Source organism: Pseudonocardia sp. 2-7 (assembly GCF_056341085.1).
Genome location: NZ_CP094507.1, coordinates 1,486,277 through 1,504,388, shown reverse-complemented (window position 1 = coordinate 1,504,388; position 18,112 = coordinate 1,486,277). Strand labels below are relative to the sequence as shown.

15 protein-coding genes are annotated in these 18,112 nt (G+C 75.5%); 4 read left to right on the top strand and 11 right to left on the bottom strand.

Annotated features, from left to right (window positions below; genetic code table 11):
* Positions 1–43: 43 nt before the first annotated feature.
* The 3 genes from smc to MTO91_RS07475 form a co-directional block, all read right to left on the bottom strand.
* Positions 44–3,649, bottom strand: a complete 3,606-nt coding sequence (gene smc / locus MTO91_RS07485; protein ID WP_476654135.1) for a chromosome segregation protein SMC — start codon at positions 3,647–3,649, stop codon at positions 44–46.
* Positions 3,650–3,728: 79 nt separating this feature from the next.
* On the bottom strand, positions 3,729–4,145 hold the full coding sequence (locus MTO91_RS07480) for a VOC family protein (protein WP_308818454.1): 417 nt from the start codon (positions 4,143–4,145) through the stop codon (positions 3,729–3,731).
* A gap of 62 nt (positions 4,146–4,207) precedes the next feature.
* On the bottom strand, positions 4,208–4,498 hold the full coding sequence (locus MTO91_RS07475; protein WP_405418629.1) for an acylphosphatase: 291 nt from the start codon (positions 4,496–4,498) through the stop codon (positions 4,208–4,210).
* Between the two features lie 22 nt (positions 4,499–4,520).
* On the opposite strand from MTO91_RS07475, the gene MTO91_RS07470 reads away from it, so the two are divergent.
* A complete protein-coding gene (locus tag MTO91_RS07470) occupies positions 4,521–5,312 on the top strand; it encodes a CAP domain-containing protein (protein WP_476654134.1) in 792 nt (263 codons plus the stop codon).
* Positions 5,313–5,319: 7 nt separating this feature from the next.
* On the opposite strand, the gene MTO91_RS07465 is transcribed toward MTO91_RS07470, so the two are convergent.
* From MTO91_RS07465 to kdpF, 6 genes are all read right to left on the bottom strand, one after another.
* On the bottom strand, positions 5,320–6,021 hold the full coding sequence (locus MTO91_RS07465) for a response regulator (protein ID WP_476654133.1): 702 nt from the start codon (positions 6,019–6,021) through the stop codon (positions 5,320–5,322).
* Entirely contained in the window at positions 6,018–8,531 is a 2,514-nt protein-coding gene (locus tag MTO91_RS07460; RefSeq protein ID WP_476654132.1) for a sensor histidine kinase, read from the bottom strand. The genes MTO91_RS07465 and MTO91_RS07460 overlap by 4 nt, the downstream gene beginning before the upstream one ends.
* Positions 8,532–8,554: 23 nt before the next feature.
* A complete protein-coding gene (locus MTO91_RS07455) occupies positions 8,555–9,163 on the bottom strand; it encodes a potassium-transporting ATPase subunit C (protein ID WP_405418634.1) in 609 nt (202 codons plus the stop codon).
* Positions 9,163–11,265 carry a potassium-transporting ATPase subunit KdpB gene (gene kdpB, locus MTO91_RS07450; protein ID WP_476654131.1) on the bottom strand — a complete coding sequence of 701 codons (2,103 nt, stop codon included), beginning with the start codon at positions 11,263–11,265 and terminating at the stop codon, positions 9,163–9,165. The genes MTO91_RS07455 and kdpB overlap by 1 nt, the downstream gene beginning before the upstream one ends.
* 155 nt (positions 11,266–11,420) lie before the next feature.
* On the bottom strand, positions 11,421–13,103 hold the full coding sequence (kdpA, locus tag MTO91_RS07445) for a potassium-transporting ATPase subunit KdpA (RefSeq protein ID WP_405418638.1): 1,683 nt from the start codon (positions 13,101–13,103) through the stop codon (positions 11,421–11,423).
* Positions 13,103–13,165 (bottom strand): K(+)-transporting ATPase subunit F, encoded by a 63-nt coding sequence (gene kdpF / locus MTO91_RS07440; protein ID WP_238590245.1) that lies wholly within the window; start codon positions 13,163–13,165, stop codon positions 13,103–13,105. The genes kdpA and kdpF overlap by 1 nt, the downstream gene beginning before the upstream one ends.
* A gap of 370 nt (positions 13,166–13,535) precedes the next feature.
* Here kdpF and MTO91_RS07435 point away from each other — a divergent pair, with 370 nt between their 5' ends.
* Entirely contained in the window at positions 13,536–13,928 is a 393-nt protein-coding gene (locus MTO91_RS07435; protein WP_476654130.1) for a hypothetical protein, read from the top strand.
* 44 nt (positions 13,929–13,972) lie between these two features.
* Complete coding sequence (locus MTO91_RS07430) at positions 13,973–15,019, top strand: magnesium and cobalt transport protein CorA (protein ID WP_062400981.1); 1,047 nt, start codon at positions 13,973–13,975, stop codon at positions 15,017–15,019.
* Positions 15,020–15,060: 41 nt separating this feature from the next.
* On the opposite strand, the gene MTO91_RS07425 is transcribed toward MTO91_RS07430, so the two are convergent.
* Positions 15,061–16,248: an HAAS signaling domain-containing protein gene (locus tag MTO91_RS07425; protein ID WP_476654129.1), complete on the bottom strand. Its 1,188-nt coding sequence runs from the start codon at positions 16,246–16,248 to the stop codon at positions 15,061–15,063.
* Positions 16,245–16,562, bottom strand: coding sequence for a PadR family transcriptional regulator (locus tag MTO91_RS07420; RefSeq protein WP_178376874.1), 318 nt, complete (start codon positions 16,560–16,562; stop codon positions 16,245–16,247). The genes MTO91_RS07425 and MTO91_RS07420 overlap by 4 nt, the downstream gene beginning before the upstream one ends.
* 203 nt (positions 16,563–16,765) lie before the next feature.
* Between MTO91_RS07420 and lysA the strand changes: the two genes are divergently transcribed.
* A complete protein-coding gene (lysA, locus tag MTO91_RS07415; protein WP_476654128.1) occupies positions 16,766–18,100 on the top strand; it encodes a diaminopimelate decarboxylase in 1,335 nt (444 codons plus the stop codon).
* Positions 18,101–18,112 lie beyond the last annotated feature (12 nt).

Sequence of the window (18,112 nt, the reverse complement as noted above, 5' to 3'; positions counted from 1 at the left end):
CACGCCCGGCCGACCCGCCGTGCAGGACGGGCCGGTCAGCCGGTCAGGAGGCGGGGCGCAGGCGCTGGGAGATGACCTGGGTGATGCCGTCGCCGCGCATCGAGACACCGTAGAGGGCGTCGGCGACCTCCATCGTCGGCTTCTGATGGGTGATGACGATGAGCTGGCTGGTGGTGCGCAGCTCCTCCATCAGCGAGATGAGCCGGCGCAGGTTGACGTCGTCGAGGGCGGCCTCGATCTCGTCGAGAACGTAGAACGGCGAGGGCCGGGCCCGGAAGATCGCGACGAGCAGCGCCATCGCGGTCAGTGAGCGCTCCCCGCCGGACAGCAGCGAGAGCCGCTTGACCTTCTTGCCCGGCGGGCGGGCCTCGACCTCGATGCCGGTGGTGAGCATGTCGTCGGGGTCGGTGAGCACGAGCCTGCCGTCGCCTCCGGGGAACAGCGTCGCGAACACGGTCTCGAACTCGGCGGCGACGTCGTGGTAGGCGGTGGTGAAGACCTCGAGGATCTTGTCGTCGACCTCGCGGACGACGGTGAGCAGGTCACGCCGGGTGTTCTTCAGGTCCTCGAGCTGGGTGGACAGGAACTTGTAGCGCTCCTCCAGCGCCGCGAACTCCTCCAGCGCGAGCGGGTTGACCTTGCCGAGCAGCGACAGGTCCTTCTCGGCGCGCTGGAGACGGCGCTCCTGGGTGGGCCGGTCGAACGGGACCGGCGGCGGCGCGGAGACCTGCTCGCCGCGCTCGCGTGCGGCCTCGTACTCGGCGGTCTCGGCGGCCGACGGCGGCACCGGGACCTCGGGCCCGTACTCGGCGACGAGGTCGTCGACGCCGATGCCGTGGTCACCCAGGATCTTCTCGGTCAGCTGCTCCAGGCGCATCCGGGTCTGCTGGCGCACCATCTCGTCGCGGTGGACGGCGTCGGTGAGCTTCTCCAGCAGCGCGGTGAGCTTCGTCGTGGTGTCGCGGGCCTCGGTGTGGGCCCGCTCCCGTTCGGCGCGGGCGGCCTGGATCTCGTCGCGCTCGGCGGCCGCGGCGGCCAGGGAGCGTTCGATCCGCTCGGCGGCGACGTGCCCGGCGTCGACGACGAGCCGGGCGACCTCGGAGGCCCGCTCCCGTTCGGCAGCCGCGGCGGCGGCCCGGGACCGGGCGAGGCGCTCGGCGTGCGCCTGGCGGCGCAGGGTCTCGGCGCGCCCGGCGATGGCGCGGGCCCGCTCCTCGGCGGTGCGCAGCGCGAGGCGGCACTCGACCTCCTCGGAGCGGACCTGTTCGACCCGCTCGGCGGCCTCGTCGCGCAGCTCGGTGTCGGGCTCGTCGTCGACCGGGGCGTCGGAGGCCAGCGACAGCTGGCGCTCGGCGGCCTCCAGCTCGATCAGCGAGTCCGACCGCCGCCGTTCGACGGTGTCGCGGCGGTCGCGCAGCCGCTGGGCCTCGGCGCGGGCGGAGGTGACGACCTGTTCGAGCCGCCCGAGCTGGGCGGCGGCGGCCGAGCGGCGCCGGTCGGCGTCGGCGACGGCGGCGCGGGCCGCGGTCAGGTCGGCCCCGCGGGCGGCCTCCTCGGCGCGGGCGCCCTCGCAGGTGGGGCGCAGCGACTCCAGCTCGGCGTCGACGGCGTCGCGGGCGGTGACCGCGTCGTCGACGGCGGCCTGCAGCTGCAGCGCGCCCTCCCCTGCGCCGGTGCCGCCGCGGGCGGTGTGCGCGGTGAGCAGGTCCCCCTCGGTCGTGACCGCGGTCAGCCCCGGCCGGGCCCCGACGGCGGTGGCCGCCGCGTCCAGGCCGTCGACGACGACCACCCCGGCCAGCAGCTCCCCCAGCGCCGGGGCGAGCGCGGGCGGGGCGGTGACGAGCGCGGCCGCCCAGCGCCCGGCGGGCGGGGCGTCCTCGGGGACCGGGACCGGCACCCGCCCGGCGGAGCGGTCCGCTCCCGCGGCCCCGGCGCCGACGAGCAGCGCGGCCCGGCCCGCGTCACCACGGCGCAGGGACCGCAGCGCCTCGGCCGCGGACACCACGGAGGCGACGGCGACGCCCTCGGCGAGCTCGCCCAGCGCCGCGGCGACCGCGGCCCGCCCGTTCGGCTCGACCTCGACGAGCTCGGCGACGGCGCCGAGCACCCCGTCGTCGCCGGAGTCGAGCAGGGCGCCGGTGCCGTCGCGGCGGACCAGGCCGACCTGCAGGGCGTCGACCCGGGCGCGCCAGTGCGCGCGGCGCTGCTCGGCGTCGCGTTCGGCGGCGACCAGCTCGGCGACCCGCTCGGCCGCGCTGCGGTGCGCGGCCTCGGCCTGCTCGACCCGGGCTGCGAGCGCGTCGGTGTCCGCGTCGCTCCCGGACACGCCGAGGGACTCCCGCGCGGTCTCCAGCTCGGCCTCGGACTCGGCGGTGCGGGCGCCCGCCTCGGCGAGCGCCTCGGACAGCCGCTCGATCTCCTCCGCGGTCGCGGCGACGCCGGAGCGCAGCGCGTCGGCCTTCCCGGCGAGGGTGGCGATCCCCGCGCGACGGTCGGCGATGGCACGCACGGCGGCCAGGTGCTCGCGTTCGGCGGCGGCGAGGGTCCGCTCGCGCTCGGCCTTCTCGGTGACGGCCTCGTCGAGCAGGCGCCGGGCGTCGGCGACGGCGGCCACCAGCTCGTCCTCCTGCTCGGCGACCGCGTCGGCCTCGGCCTCGGTCTCGTCCGGGTCGCGGCCGGGGGTGCGCCCCGCCTCGGCCGAGGAGGTGAGGTGGCGGACGCGTTCCTCGGCGAGGCGCACGGTGCCGCGCAGCCGCTCGGCCAGTGCGGAGAGCTGGTACCAGGTGTCCTGGGCGACCTGCAGCCGCGGCGCGTCCGCGGCGAGCGCGGTCTCCAGCTCGTCCTGGCGCCCGCGGGCGACGTCGAGCTGCTCCTCGACCTCGGCGCGGCGGCGCCGGGCCTGCTCCTGGGACGCCTCCTCCCGCAGGGTCTCCTCGGACAGGGTCACGTAGTCGTCGGCGGCCAGGCGGAGCCGGGCGTCGCGCAGCTCGGTCTGCACGGCCTGGGCGCGGCGGGCGATCTCGGCCTGGCGGCCCAGCGGCTTGAGCTGGCGGCGCAGCTCGGCGGTGAGGTCGGTGAGCCGGGTGAGGTTGGCCTGCATCGCGTCGAGCTTGCGGAGGGCCTTCTCCTTGCGCTTGCGGTGCTTGAGGACCCCGGCGGCCTCCTCGATGTAGGAGCGGCGGTCCTCCGGCTTGGACTGCAGCACCCCGTCGAGCTGGCCCTGCCCGACGATGACGTGCATCTCCCGGCCGATGCCCGAGTCGCTGAGCAGCTCCTGCACGTCGAGCAGCCGGGCGCGGGAGCCGTTGATCTCGTACTCGCCTGCGCCGTCGCGGAACATCCGGCGGGTCACCGAGACCTCGGAGTAGTCGATCGGCAGGGCGCCGTCGGAGTTGTCGATGGTGAGGGTGACCTCGGCGCGGCCCAGCGCCGCCCGGCCGGACGTGCCGGCGAAGATCACGTCCTCCATCTTGCCGCCGCGCAGCGCCTTGGCGCCCTGCTCGCCGAGCACCCAGCTGATCGCGTCGACGACGTTGGACTTGCCCGAGCCGTTCGGCCCGACGACGCAGGTGATCCCGGGCTCCAGGCGCAGCGTGGTGGCCGAGGCGAAGGACTTGAAGCCCTTCATCGTCAGCGTCTTGAGGTGCACGGGCGGGGATCTCCAGGTGCGCGGGGGCGACCAGGGTAGCCGGGCGGGCCGCCGTGCCCGACGGCCCGCCCGCGCACCCTCAGGTGGTGGGGGCGGAGGCGTTGACTAGCCAGCGGACGCCGAAACGGTCGGTGAGCTGGCCGAACTCGTCTCCCCACATCTGCTTCTCCATCGGGACGTCGACGACGCCGCCCTCGGCGAGCCCGGCGAAGAAGCCACGCAGCTTGTCCGGGTCGTCGCCGGACAGGCTGACCGAGATGCCCGACGGCGGCCCCACCGGGCGCTGCGGGTCACCGTCGGAGGCCATCAGGGCGAAGCCGTCGGGGGTGCCGAGGTAGGCGTGCATGACGCCGTCCGGCGGGGGGACGGGGCCCTCGGCGCCCATGTCGCCGAAGGTCATGACCTGCAGCTCTCCGCCGAGCACGGAGCGGTAGAACTCCATCGCCTCCCGCGCCTGGTTCTCGAAGTGCAGGTAGGGGTTCATCTGGACGGGCATCGCGACCTCCCGGTGTCGGTGTGGGCACAGGTGTAGACCCCCGCACCGACAGAACTGAGCGGTCAGGCCTCGACGAACCCGGAGAATGCGCCGGACGGCTCAGCCCACTGCTCCGACACCGACGTCACCCGCCCCGGGGTGCCCCCGCCGCGCAGCAGGTCCAGCAGACGGTCACAGGCGGAGCGGTCACCCTCCGCGGTCACCGCGACCCGGCCGTCGGACAGGTTGCGGGCCTGGCCGACGAGGCCGAGCTCGAGCGCCCGCGACCGCGTCCACCAGCGGAAACCGACGCCCTGCACCTCCCCCTGGACCCATGCGATCAGCCGAACGGTCGAATCCGTGTTGCCACTCACAGTGCTGGTACGTTACGCGGCCGTGACCCGACGACGCACACCGCGCGCCGCGAGCGCCGTGCTCGGCGGGGTGGGGGCCGGCGCCGTGCTGGCCATGGCCGCCCCGCTCGCCGCACCGGCGCTCACGGCAGTGGGCTCGCCCGACGCCGAACGGCCCGGTGGACCGGTCTCCGACACCCGGCCGCTCCGGGCGGTCGGCGCCGCCTACGCGACGACGGCCCCGGCCGGTGACGGCGCCCCGGTCGACGGCGCCGCGCTCGTCCGCGGTGCGCTCGCCGCCGCCCCGGCCGACCCGGGTTCCTCCGCCCGGACCGCGCTCGACGCGCTCTCCGCGCACGAGGCGGCCACCGCCGCGGCCGCCACCGCCGAGCCCGTCACCGGCCGCGCCTCCGGGCCGGGCCCCGCGGCCCGGCCGGCGGTCCCGTCGGCGAGGGGCGCGGTGGCCGGGTTGTCCGGCGAGCTCGCCCGGGTCGTGGAGCTGACCAACGCCGAGCGGGCCGCCGCGGGCTGCGGTGCGCTGCGGGCCGACCCGCGGATCAGCGCGGCCGCCCAGGGCCACAGCGAGGACATGGCCGCCCAGGGCTACTTCGCCCACGACAGCCGCGACGGCCGGGACTTCGCCGACCGCATCACCGCGGCGGGCTACGGCTCCCCCGGTGCGGAGAACATCGCGATGGGCCAGCCGGACGCGGCGACCGTCGTGCAGGACTGGATGGAGTCCCCCGGGCACCGGAAGAACATCCTGGACTGCTCGCTGACCACGATCGGCGTCGGGCTGGCCGACGGGTACTGGACCCAGGACTTCGGCCGCTGAGGCCTGCTCAGTCGTCGAACCGGTACCCCATCCCCGCCTCGGTGATCAGGTACTTCGGCCGCGACGGCACCGGCTCCAGCTTGCGGCGCAGCTGGGCGAGGTAGACCCGCAGGTAGTGGGTCTCGGTGCCGTACTGCGGGCCCCAGACCTCGCGCAGCAGCCGCTTCTGCTCGACGAGCTTGCCGCGGTGGCGCACCAGCAGCTCCAGGATCCCCCACTCGGTCGGGGTCAGGTGCACCTCGGCGCCGTCGGTGCGTGCGACCGTCTTGGCGGCCAGGTCGACGGTGAAGTCCGCGGTGGTCACGACGGCCTCGCCGTCGACGGTCGACACGGCGGCGCGGCGCACCGCGGCCCGGAGCCGGGCCAGCAGCTCGGACATCCCGAACGGCTTGGTGACGTAGTCGTCGGCGCCGGCGTCGAGCGCCCGGACCTTGTCGGTGGAGTCGGTGCGCGCGGACAGGACGATCACCGGCACCGTGCTCCAGCCGCGCAGCCCCTCGACGACCTCGGTGCCGTCGAGGTCGGGCAGCCCCAGGTCGAGGACGACGACGTCCGGATGCCCGTCCGCGGCCGCCCGCAGCGCGGCCGAGCCGTCGGCGGCGACGAGCACCGTGTAGCCGTGCGCGGTGAGGTTGATCCGCAGCGCCCGCAGGATCTGCGGGTCGTCGTCGACGACCAGCACCCGCACGCCGTGCCCGCCCCCGCTCACCGGGCCACCCCCACCGGTGCGGCGGGCAGCGAGACGACGACGGTGAGACCGCCGCCCGGGGTGTCCTCCGCGGTCAGCTCGCCGCCCATCACCACGGTCAGCCCCTGCGCCACCGACAGGCCCAGGCCGAGCCCGGACGTCGCGTCGCGGTCGCCGAGGCGCTGGAACGCGGCGAACAGCGCGTCACGCTCGCGCGGTGCGACACCACGCCCCCGGTCGACGACGCGCAGCTCGACCCGGTCGGAGTAGGCGCTGGCGCGCAGGACCACCTCGGTCCCGCCGTGCCGCAGCGCGTTGTCCACGACGTTGGCGAGCACCCGGTCGAGCAGGCCCGCGTCGGCGAGGACGTCGGGCAGGTCCTCGTCGATCTCGACACGGACCCGGGCGGCGCCCTCCAGGCCGAGGAGCGCGGTGGCGGCGACCTCGTCGTAACCGACCGGGGCCAGCAGCGGGGTCACCGCGCCCGCGGCGAGCCGGGAGGAGTCGAGCAGGTTGTCGACCAGGCCGGTGAGCCGGTCCGCGGACTCCTCGACGGTCGCCAGCAGCTCGGCGCGGTCGTCCGGTCCGAGCGGCAGGTGCTCGTCGCGCAGGCTGCTCGCGGCCGCTTTGATCGAGGTCAGCGGGCTGCGCAGGTCGTGCCCGACGGCCGAGAGCAGCGCGCCGCGGGTCTCGTTGGCGGCCGCGCGGCGCTCGGCGTCGGCGGCCCCGGCCTCGGCGCGCTGCCCGCGCAGCGCCAGCAGCGCCTGCCCGCCGACGACCTCCAGCAGCCTGCGGTCGGCCGCGGGCAGGGCGCGGCCGGTCCCGACCAGGTGCAGCCCCTCGTCGACGACGACGTCCACGTCGGCCTTCTCCGGCCGGTCGCACGCCCCGGCGTCGCCGGTGCAGGCGACCCGGCGCCACACCCGGTCCTCGCCCTGCTCGAGCAGTGCCACCGACTGCAGCGCCCAGGTCTCCCGGACCCGGTCCAGCAACCGCGGAAGCGGGTCGGACCGGGTCAGGACGGTCCGCGCGAACGACGCCAGCAGCGCGGCCTCCGCCCGGGCCCGCGCCGCCTGCTCCGCCCGCCGGGCCGCCCGGTCGACGACGAGCGCCACCAGCACCCCCACCAGCAGCATGGTCGCCACGGTGATGACGTTGCCGGGGTTGGCGATCGCGAAGGAGTACAGCGGCGGGGACAGGAAGAAGTTCAGCAGCAGCCCGCCGAGCAGCGCCGCGAGCAGCGCCGGGCCGAGCCCGCCGGCCAGCGCGGCGAGCACGGTCGCGAGGAAGTAGAGGACGACGTCGGTGGACAGGTCCACCCAGTCGGTCAGCGCGATCCCGACCAGGGTCGCCGCCGCCGGCGCGAGCACGGCGGTCGCCCAGCCGGCGGCCTGACGGCCCGCGGGCAGGCCGCTGCGCAGCCTCGGCAGCCGCAGGGCCCGCCCGGCGGCCGAGTGGGTGACCATGTGCACGTCGATCGGTCCGGACTCCTGCACCACCCGCGCCCCGATGCCGGGGTCGAACACCCGGGCCAGCCGGGAGCGCCGGGAGGTGCCCAGCACCAGCTGGGTGGCGTTGGCCCCGCGGGCGAAGTCGAGCAGGGCGTCGTCGACGGACTCGCCGACGACGGTGTGGAAGCTCGCCCCGACCCCCTCGGCCATCCGCCGCACCCGGTCCGCGGCGACCACCGGCGCCCCGGCGCGGCCGGGGACCAGGCCGTCGCCGCGCAGCACGTGCACCGCCATCAGGTCGGCGCCGCCGGAGCGTTTCGCGATCCGTGCGGCACGGCGCAGCACCGTCTCGGACTCCCGGCCGCCGGTCAGCGCGACGACCACCCGCTCGCGGGTCTCCCACACGTCGGACACCTGCTGCTCGGTGCGGTAGCGGCGCAGCACCACGTCCACCTCGTCGGCGATCCACAGCAGCGCGAGCTCCCGGAGGGCGACGAGGTTGGGCACCCGGAAGTAGTGCGCCAGCGCGGCGTCGACGCGTTCGGGCGGGTAGACGTTGCCGTGCGCGAGCCTGCGGCGCAGCGCCTCCGGGGTGATGTCGACGATCTCGATCTGCTCGGCGCGGCGGACCACGTCGTCGGGCACGGTCTCCTGCTGGCGGGCCCCGGTGATGGTCTCGACGACGTCGCCGAGGGACTCCAGGTGCTGCACGTTGACCGTGGAGATGACGTCGATGCCGGCGTCGAGCAGCTCCTCCACGTCCTGCCAGCGCTTGGCGTGGCGCGAGCCGGGCGCGTTGGTGTGGGCGAGCTCGTCGACCAGGGCGACCTGGGGGCGGCGGGCCAGCACCGCGTCGACGTCCATCTCGTGCAGCTCGGTGCCGCCGTGCGCGACGGTGCGCCGCGGTACCACCTCCAGTCCCTCGAGCAGCCCGGCGGTGCGCTCGCGGCCGTGGGTCTCGACGACGCCGACGACCACGTCGGCACCGCGGCCGACCCGCCGGTGGGCCTCGCCGAGCATGGCGAAGCTCTTCCCGACCCCGGGTGCGGCACCGAGATGGATGCGCAGTTCTCCCCTCACCCGGCCATTGTGGTCCCGCCCCACTACCGCGCGTCCCGCACGGACAGGTTGAGTTCGGTGACGTCCACCCGGGGCTCGCCGAGGAAGCCGAGGGTGCGTCCGCTGGTCGCGTCGGCCACCAGCTGCTCCACCCGGTCGAGCGACAGCCCGGTGACCCGGGCGACGCGTGGTGCCTGGAGCGCGGCGTAGGCCGGGCTGATGTCGGGGTCGAGCCCGGAGCCGGACGCGGTGACGGCGTCGGTGGGGACGGCGGCGGGGTCGACGCCCTCCCGGGCGGCGATCACCGCGCGGCGCTGCTGCACCGCCTCCAGCAGCCCGGTGTCGAAGCCGCCCTTGTTGGATCCGCCGGAGGTCGTCGTGTCGGCCGGGCCGAGCCCGGCGTCGGCCTCCGCGGTCGCCGAGGGCCGGGTGTGGAAGTACGGGTCGGCGGCCGGGTCGGCGGCGACCGGGTCGATCCCGATCAGCGACGAGCCGGTGCCGCCGGGCAGCACCGAGCCCTCGGCCTGCGCGGAGAGCCCGGGGATCCGGGAGACGCCCCAGATCGCGAGCGGGTACGCGATGCCGCACAGGACGGTCATGACGAGGAGCACGCGCAGGCCGGTCGCGGTCTGGCGGCGCAGGGTGGTGAGCATCAGATCCCCGGGACGAAGCGGACGAGCAGGTCGATGAGGAAGATCCCGACGAACGGGGTGACGACCCCGCCGAGGCCGTAGATCAGCAGGTTGCGCCGCAGCAGCGACGCCGCCGACGACGGCCGGTACCGCACCCCGCGCAGGGCGAGCGGGATCAGCGCGACGATCACCAGCGCGTTGAAGATCACCGCGGAGAGGATCGCGGACTCCGGCGTGGCCAGGCCCATGACGTTGAGCAGCCCCAGCGACGGGTACAGCGCGACGAACATCGCGGGCAGGATCGCGAAGTACTTCGCGAGGTCGTTCGCGACGGAGAACGTCGTGAGCGCGCCGCGGGTGATCAGCAGCTGTTTGCCGATCTCGACGATCTCGATGAGCTTGGTCGGGTCGGAGTCCAGGTCCACCATGTTCCCGGCCTCCTTGGCGGCGGAGGTGCCGGTGTTCATGGCGACGCCGACGTCGGCCTGGGCCAGTGCGGGCGCGTCGTTGGTGCCGTCGCCGGTCATCGCGACCAGCCGGCCCCCCTCCTGCTCGCGGCGGATGTAGGCGAGCTTGTCCTCGGGGGTAGCCTCGGCGATGTGGTCGTCGACGCCGGCCTGGGCGGCGATCGCGGCCGCGGTGCGCGGGTTGTCGCCGGTGACCATCACGGTGCGGGTGCCCATGGCCCGCAGCTCGGCGAAGCGCTCCGCCATGCCGGGCTTGACGACGTCGGACAGCTCGATGACGCCGAGCACCCGCCCGTCGGTGCCTGCCGGCCCGGAGGCCCTGGCCACGACCAGCGGGGTGCCGCCGGCGTCGGAGACGGTCTCCACCAGCCGGTCCACCTCGGCGCGGTCGCCCGCGTGGGCCCAGTCGAGGACCGCGGCCGCGGCACCCTTGCGGACGACGCCACCGGGGAGGTCGATACCGGACATCCGGGTCTGGGCGGTGAAGGGCACGAACTCGGCGACGGCCTCGGTCGCGTCGGCCTCCGGCGGGAGGCCGTGCTCGGCCGCGCAGAGCTCGACGATGCTGCGGCCCTCGGGGGTCTGGTCGGCGAGGCTGGACAGCCGCGCGGCGCGGGCCAGCTCCTCGACCCCGGTGCCGCCGACGGGGTGCAGCGCGGTGGCGCGCCGGTTGCCGAAGGTGATGGTGCCGGTCTTGTCGAGCAGCAGGGTGTCGACGTCGCCGGCGGCCTCGACCGCGCGCCCGGACGTGGCGAGCACGTTGCGCTGCACGAGCCGGTCCATCCCGGCGATCCCGATCGCCGACAGCAGCGCCCCGATGGTCGTCGGGATGAGGCAGACCAGCAGCGCGGTGAGCACCAGCAGCGGCACCTGGGTGCCGGCGTAGGCGCTCATCGGGGCGATCGCGACCACGGCGAGCAGGAAGATGATCGTCAGCGCCGACAGCAGGATGGTCAGGGCGATCTCGTTCGGCGTCTTCTGCCGGGCGGCGCCCTCGACGAGCGCGATCATCCGGTCCACGAAGGACTCCCCCGGCTTCGTCGTGATCCGCACGACGATCCGATCCGAGAGCACGGTGGTGCCGCCGGTGACGGCGCAGCGGTCGCCGCCCGCCTCCCGGATGACCGGCGCGGACTCGCCGGTGATGGCGGACTCGTCGACCGAGGCGATGCCGTGGACGACGTCGCCGTCGCCGGGGATCGTCTCCCCCGCCTCGACGACGACGAGGTCGCCGAGGCGCAGCTGGGCGCCGGGGACCTGCTCCTCGGCGGCGTCGCGGTCGGCGGGCGAGTCGGTGACCAGCCTGCGGGCGACGGTGTCGCGCTGGGTGGCGCGCAGCGAGGCGGCCTGGGCCTTGCCGCGCCCCTCGGCGACGGCCTCGGCGAGGTTGGCGAACAGCACGGTGAACCACAGCCACACCGCGACGAGCACCGCGAACACGCTCGGGTCCGCGACGGCGAGCACCGTGACCAGCACGGACCCGACCCAGACGACGAACATGACCGGGTTGCGGGCCTGCACGCGCGGATCGAGCTTGCGCAGCGCCTCGGGCAGCGCCGCCAGCAGCTGGCGTGGGGCGAAGGCCCCGCCGGCGACGGGCGCCGGCGCCGGGCCGGGCGTCTGCGGCCCGGTGGGCCGCTCGGTGGACACGGACACGGTCTCCTCCGGTCGAGGGGTCCCCCCACCGCCGTCCGCTCCGAGGGTCACTTTCGTAGCGCTGTAAGCCACGAAGGTTCCCCTGGGGGCACCGCCGGAGGCGGACGACGGGGTCGGGGTCGGGGTGGGGGCGGGGGGCGGGGTGGGGCGACGGCTCACGAGAGGGCCTCGGCGATCGGGCCGAGCGCGAGCGCCGGGAAGAAGGTCAGCGCGGACACGAGCAGGACGGTGCCGCCGACCAGGCCGGCGAACAGCGGGCCGTCGGTCGGGAGCGTCCCGGCGCCGGCCGGGACGCGGCGCTGGCGGGCCAGCGAGCCGGCGAGCGCCAGCACCGCCAGCATGGGCACGAACCGGCCGAACAGCATGGCCAGTCCCAGCCCGGCCTGGAAGAAGTCGCTCGTCACGGTGAGCCCGCCGAACGCGGAGCCGTTGTTGTTGGCCGCCGAGGCCCAGGCGTAGAGGACCTCGGAGAAGCCGTGCGCGCCGTCGTTGCCCAGCGCGTCGGCGGTGCCCGGCAGCGCGATGGCCAGGCCCGCGCCGATCAGGACGAACGCGGGCATGACCAGGATCGACACGGCGGCGTAGGTGATCTCGCGCCGGCCGAGCTTCTTGCCCAGGTACTCCGGGGTGCGCCCGACCATCAGCCCGGCCAGGAACACCGCGACGACCGCGAGCACCAGCAGGCCGTAGAGCCCGGAGCCGACGCCGCCGGGGGCGACCTCGCCGAGCAGCATGTTCAGCAGCGCGACGCCGCCGCCCGCACCGGTGAGGCTGTCATGGGTGGCGTTGACCGCGCCGGTGGACGTGCCCGTGGTGGACACGACGAACAGGGCGGAGCCGGGGATGCCGAAGCGCACCTCCTTGCCCTCCATCGCCCCGCCCGCGGCGAGCGCGGCCGGGCCGTTGGGGTGCAGCTCGGCGAGCCAGGTCGCGGCGAGGAACAGCGCCCACAGCCCACCCATGACCGACAGCAGCACGACGCCCTGGCGGACCCGCCCGACCAGCACGCCGAACGTGCGGGTCAGCGCGACCGGGACGACGAGCAGCAGGAAGATCTCGAGCAGGTTCGACAGCGGGTTCGGGTTCTCGAACGGGTGCGCGGAGTTGGCGTTGAGGATGCCGCCGCCGTTGGTGCCGAGCTCCTTGACCGCCTCCTGCGAGGCGGCCGGGGCGAGCGGCAGGGTGTGGACGCTGCCGTCGACGGTCGTCACGTCGACACCGGACCGCAGCGACTGCACCACGCCGGTGGCGACGAGCACGACCGCGGCGACGGCGGCGATCGGCAGCAGGATCCGGACGACGCCGCGGGTCAGGTCGACCCAGAAGTTCCCGATCCGGCCCCCCTCGTCGTCGCCGGTCGCACCGTGGGAGACGAAGCCGCGGACCAGCGCGACCGCGACCGCCATGCCGACGGCGGCGGACACGACGTTCTGCACGGTCAGGCCGGCCATCTGCACGGTGTGGCCGAGCACCTGCTCGGGCACGTAGGACTGCCAGTTCGTGTTGGTCACGAACGACACCGCGGTGTTGAACGCCATCGCGGGCGACACCGAGGTGGCGCCGTCGGTGCCGCGGCCGAACCCGAGCGGGAGGAAGGCCTGCAGCCGCTGCATCAGGTAGAGCAGCGCGATCGAGACGAACGAGAAGCCCAGCACACCCGCGGCGTAGGTCGTCCAGCGCTGCGGGGACGCGGCGTCGATCCGGCAGACCCGGTAGACGAACCGCTCGATCCGCCAGTGCCGGGTGTCGGTGTAGACCCGCGCCATCCAGTCGCCCAGCGGCTTCCAGGTCACGGCGAGCAGCGCCACCAGCGCCGCCGCCTGCGCGAGCCCCGCCATCAGAACCGCTCCGGGCGGAGCAGCGCGATCACCAGGTAGACCAGCAGGGCCAGGGCGAGCACACCCCCGGCGATGTTCGCGATCACAGCTTCTCCATCCCGCGCAGGGTGAGCGCGAGGACGGCGAAGGACGCCACCAGCAACGCGGTGTAGGCCAGGTCGGCCACGGGACTCTCCTCGGTCGTGCCCACCCGCCGGCATGTCCGGCGGGCTGCGGGGATCGTGCGCCGCACCGGGGGTCGTGCCCGCGGCGATGACGGCGGATTGACGCCCACCGGGGCGCGCGTTGACGCGTTCTTGACGCCCGGTGGTGGCCATCACGTCCCCCGGACGGGCGGTCGGTCTCAGGAACCCGTCAACACACGCGCGTGACGACGCCAACACCGCGTCAGGGGCCGGGCCGGTCCGCCGCCGGGGGCGCACGCTCCCGCGCATGCTGCAGCGCCGCCCCGCCCGTCCGGTCCCGCCGCCCCTGCCCGGGGGCGCCGGGTTCGTCGCCGCGATCGCCACCGGCGTCGCCGCGGGGCTCGCCGCCGGTGCCGCGGGGGCCGCCGGTGCCGGGCCCGGCCTCGTCGCCGCGGTCGCGGTCGCCGTCGCGGTGGTGGGGACGGCGGCGCTCGCCGTCGCGACGACGGCGGCCGGTGCGCCGGCCGCCGCGGCGGTCTGCTGGGGGTTCGCCGACGGCTTCGGGCTGCACCGCCTCGCCGAGCTGCACACCGGCGCGCGGGACCTGGAGCTCCTGGCCGGGCTGCCGGCGACCGCGCTGGTGGCCCACCTCCTCGTCCCGGCGGTTGCGCGGCACAGCGCTGGTTACCCTGCTCGGTGACGGCCCGGGCACCCGCCCGGCCGGCCCGGCGGGGAGGTCTGTGCATGTCGGTGATCGACAACGCGGTCTACGTCGACGGCAAGCGGGCGGCGGCGCCCGACTCCGTCGACAGCGCGGTCGAGGCGCTGCAGGGCTGCCGTGCCGACCACGGCGGCGAGGCACCCGCGTTCTGCTGGATCGGCATGCTGCGGCCGGGCGTCGACGAGATCCACCAGGTCGCGGCGGAGTTCGGGCTGCACGCGCTGGCGATCGAGGACACCGTCAACGCCCACCAGCGCCCCAAGCTGGAGCGCTACGGCAGCACCGAGTTCGTGGTGCTGCGCCCGGCCCGCTACGTCGACTCCGACGAGGTCGTCGAGATCGGCGAGGTGCACCTGTTCCTCGGACCGGACTTCGTCATCACCGTCCGGCACGCCGCCGAGCCGCAGCTCGGTGAGGTCCGCGACCGGCTGGAGAGCGACCCGGACCTGCTCTCGCACGGCCCGATGGCGGTGCTCTACGCGGTGCTGGACCGGGTCGTCGACGACTACTTCCCCGTCCTCGACGGCCTGCAGGACGACATCGACGAGATCGAGGTGCAGGTCTTCCGCGGCGACCCGAACGTGTCGCGGCGCATCTACCAGCTGACCCGGCAGGTCATCGCGTTCCAGCGGGCCGTCGAGCCGCTGCAGGAGATCTTCGTCGAGCTGCGGGCCCGGTTCGCCAAGTCCGGCGACGCCCCGGACCTGGAGCTGCGCCGGGCGATGCGCGACGTGATCGACCACGCCACGCGGGTGCGGGAGCGCGTCGAGGGGTTCCGCGACCTGCTCGGCAACATCCTGACGGTCAACTCGACCCTGGTCGCGCAGCGGCAGAACGAGGAGATGACCCGGCTCACCGAGGCGGGCTTCGCGCAGAACGAGCAGATGAAGCGGGTGTCGTCGTGGGCGGCGATCCTGTTCGCGCCGACCCTGATCGCCGGCATCTACGGCATGAACTTCGACGAGATGCCGGAGCTGCACTGGGCGCTGGGCTACCCGATGGCCATCGGGCTGATGCTGCTGCTCGGACTGGGGCTGTACCTGGCGTTCAAGCACAACGACTGGCTCTGAGGGTCGGGCGCCCACCCCCCGTGGACGCCCGGCCCCCCGGTTCAGCCGCCGGCTCCGGGCGTGGCCGGTGCCGGGGTCGCCCGCGGTGCGGTCGGCGGCGCCTGCGTACCCGGACGGGCCGCCGTGGTCTGCGGGATCGTCACGACCAGCGGCGGCGGGGGCACGGTCACGCACTCCCCCGACGACGGGTCGGTCGTGCGCACACCCTGCGGGTACGGCCCGGGCGCCGGGACGGTCGAGGTGGCCGCGGAGCCGTCGGTGGGGCAGTGACCGTCGTCGACGGCGAGCGGGCGGCCGTTCTCGTCGAACAGGTAGACCCCGGTCAGCGGCCTGCCGTTCGCGTCGAAGGGCCGCACGTCGGACACCGTGTTCCCGTCCAGGGTCAGCCCCGGCGGCGGCGAGTACGACGACACGTCGGTGGTGCGGTCCTGCCCCTGGGCCGGCACCCCGGCCACCAGCAGGCCCGCGGCCAGTGCGTTCAGCGGCACCACGGCCCACAGCAGCCGGCGGTCGACCGCGCTGCGGCGGCCGAGCAGCACCGACAGCGGCACCGCGGCGACGGCCAGGACGACGGTGATCAGCAGCCCGGCGGACCCGCCCCCGCCGAACACCCATCCGACGAGCCCGGCCGCGACCAGCCCGCGCAGCACCCACCAGCCGGGCTGGAGGGTCAGGACGAACCCGCCGACCCCGCCGTCGGCCCGGGTCCGGGCGATCCGCTCGCGCAGCGCCACCACCGACGGCAGCGCCGCGACCGACGGCTGTCCCGGCCCGTCGGTCCACACGGCGAGCACACCGGCCCCGGCGGCCAGGGCCGCGAGGAACATCGGGAACGACGCCGACGGCCCGACCTGCCACACGGCGGGACCCGCGAGGACCATCAGGCCGGTGGCGCCGAGGAGCGCGGCCACCGCGAACCACGCCCCGCCCGTGCGGGGGCGTCCGGCGGGCGCCTGCGGGGCCGGATAGCCCGCGGCCGCGCGCAGCTCCGCCGCGTAGGCCTCCGGCGTGCCGAGGCGCTCGCGGACCGCGGCCCGGTCGAAGCCGGGGCCCAGCTCGTCGGAGAGGTCGGCGAGGTGGCCCCGCGCGTCCTCGACGATCTCCTCGACCTCCGCCGGGGGCAGGTCGGACAGCGCCTCCCGCAACCCGAGCAGGTACTCGGTGCCGACCGGGTCGCCGATCCGGGTCGTGGCGGCGCCGTCGGGGCCGCCGGTGCCGTCGGTGCTCACGTGCCCACCAGGCCTTCCATCGTGGTGGCGAACGCGCGCCACCGGTCGGTCGTCTCCCGCAGCCGGGCCCGGCCCGGCTCGTTGATCGCGTAGTACTTGCGGTGCGGCCCCTCCTCGCTGGGGACGACGTAGGAGGTCAGCAGGCCCGCACCGTAGAGCCGGCGCAGCGTGCCGTAGACCGACGCGTCCCCCACCTCGCTGAGCCCGGCCGCGCGCAGCGCACGGACGACCTCGTAGCCGTAGCCGTCCCCGCGGTCGAGCACGGCGAGCACCGCGAGGTCGAGCACTCCCTTGAGCAGCTGACTGGTGTCCATCGCACCTCCTTGCGCACCGGAGAGTACTACGCAGTGCGCAGTAGTGCGCGCACCACTGCACCCCGTGCGTGTCAAGGTGCCGCCAGTGGTGGCACCGGCCCCGTCAGGGCGGCGTAGCGGGAACGGGCACGGAGGCGCCCGCGGAGTGACAACGGAGGAGCACGGCGCCCGCACCGGGCGCCCGCCACCAAGGAGTCATCCCGGTGACCCTCGCCGACCTGCTCCCCTCCCTCCGCCCGACGCTGGCCGCCCGCCTCGAGCCGGGCCTGTGGCCGCTCACGACCCGCGCCACCTCCGACGGCGCCCTGCAGATCGGCGGGGTCGACCTCGCCGGGCTCGCCGCCCGCTTCGGCACCCCGGTGCAGATGCTCGACACCGCCGACGTCCGCGCCCGCTGCCGCGCCTACCGGGCCGCGCTGCCCGACGCCGAGATCGTCTACGCCGGCAAGGCGTTCCTCTGCCGCGGGATGGCCCGCCTGGTCGCCGACGAGGGCTGTTCGGTCGACGCCTGCTCCGGCGGTGAGGTCGCGGTGGCCGCGGCCGCGGGGCTGCCCGGCGACCGGATCGTGCTGCACGGCACCGTCAAGACCGACGAGGACCTCAAGGCGGCGTTCGCCGCGGGCGTCGGGCGGATCGTGCTGGACTCGGCGGCGGAGGTCGACCGGATCGCCGCGCTCGCGCCGCACCGGCAGAAGGTGCTGCTGCGGATCAGCCCGGACGTCGACGCCGGCACCCACCCGGGGCTCACGACCGGCACCGCGTCGTCGTGGTTCGGGATGCCGCCCGCCGAGGCGTGCGAGGTCGCCGGACGGGTGCTGGCCCGCCCCGAGCTGGAGCTGGCCGGGCTGCACTGCCACCTCGGCTCGCAGCTGCCGTCGGTGTCGCGCTACGAGCGCGCCGCGGTCCGGATGGTGGGCGTGATCGCGGCGCTGCGCGCGCGGTACGGGATCACCGTCGCCGAGCTGGACCTGGGCGGCGGCCACGCGGTCGGCTACGCCGAGGGCGAGCCCTGCCTGGACCCGGCGACGTTCGGCCGGGCCGTGCGCGGCACCCTGGCCCGGACCTGCGCGGCGCACGGGATCGACGAGCCGCGGCTGCTGGTCGAGCCGGGACGCGCGGTCGTCGCCCGGGCCGGGGTGACGCTCTACCGGGTCGGCGCCGTGCAGCGCTGCGGCGACGGCCGCACCACCGTGCTGGTCGACGGCGGCATGAGCGACGACCCGCGCCCCGCCCTCTACGGCGCCCGCTACCCGGTCCGGCTCGTCGGGCGCGCCACCCGGGCGCCGCTGGAGACGGTCCGCGTGGCGGGGCGGCACTGCGAGTCCTCCGACGTGATCGCCGACGGCGTCCGGCTGCCCGCCGACGTCGCGCCCGGGGACCTGCTGGCGGTGCCGGTGTCCGGCGCGTACCACGCGTCGATGGCCTCGACCTACAACCAGGTCCCACGCCCGCCGGTGATCGCCGTCGCCGCGGGGGCGTCGCTGCCGCTGCTGCGCCGCGACACCCCGGAGGACCTGCTGCGCCGCGACTGCTCCTGACCCCCGCGCCGC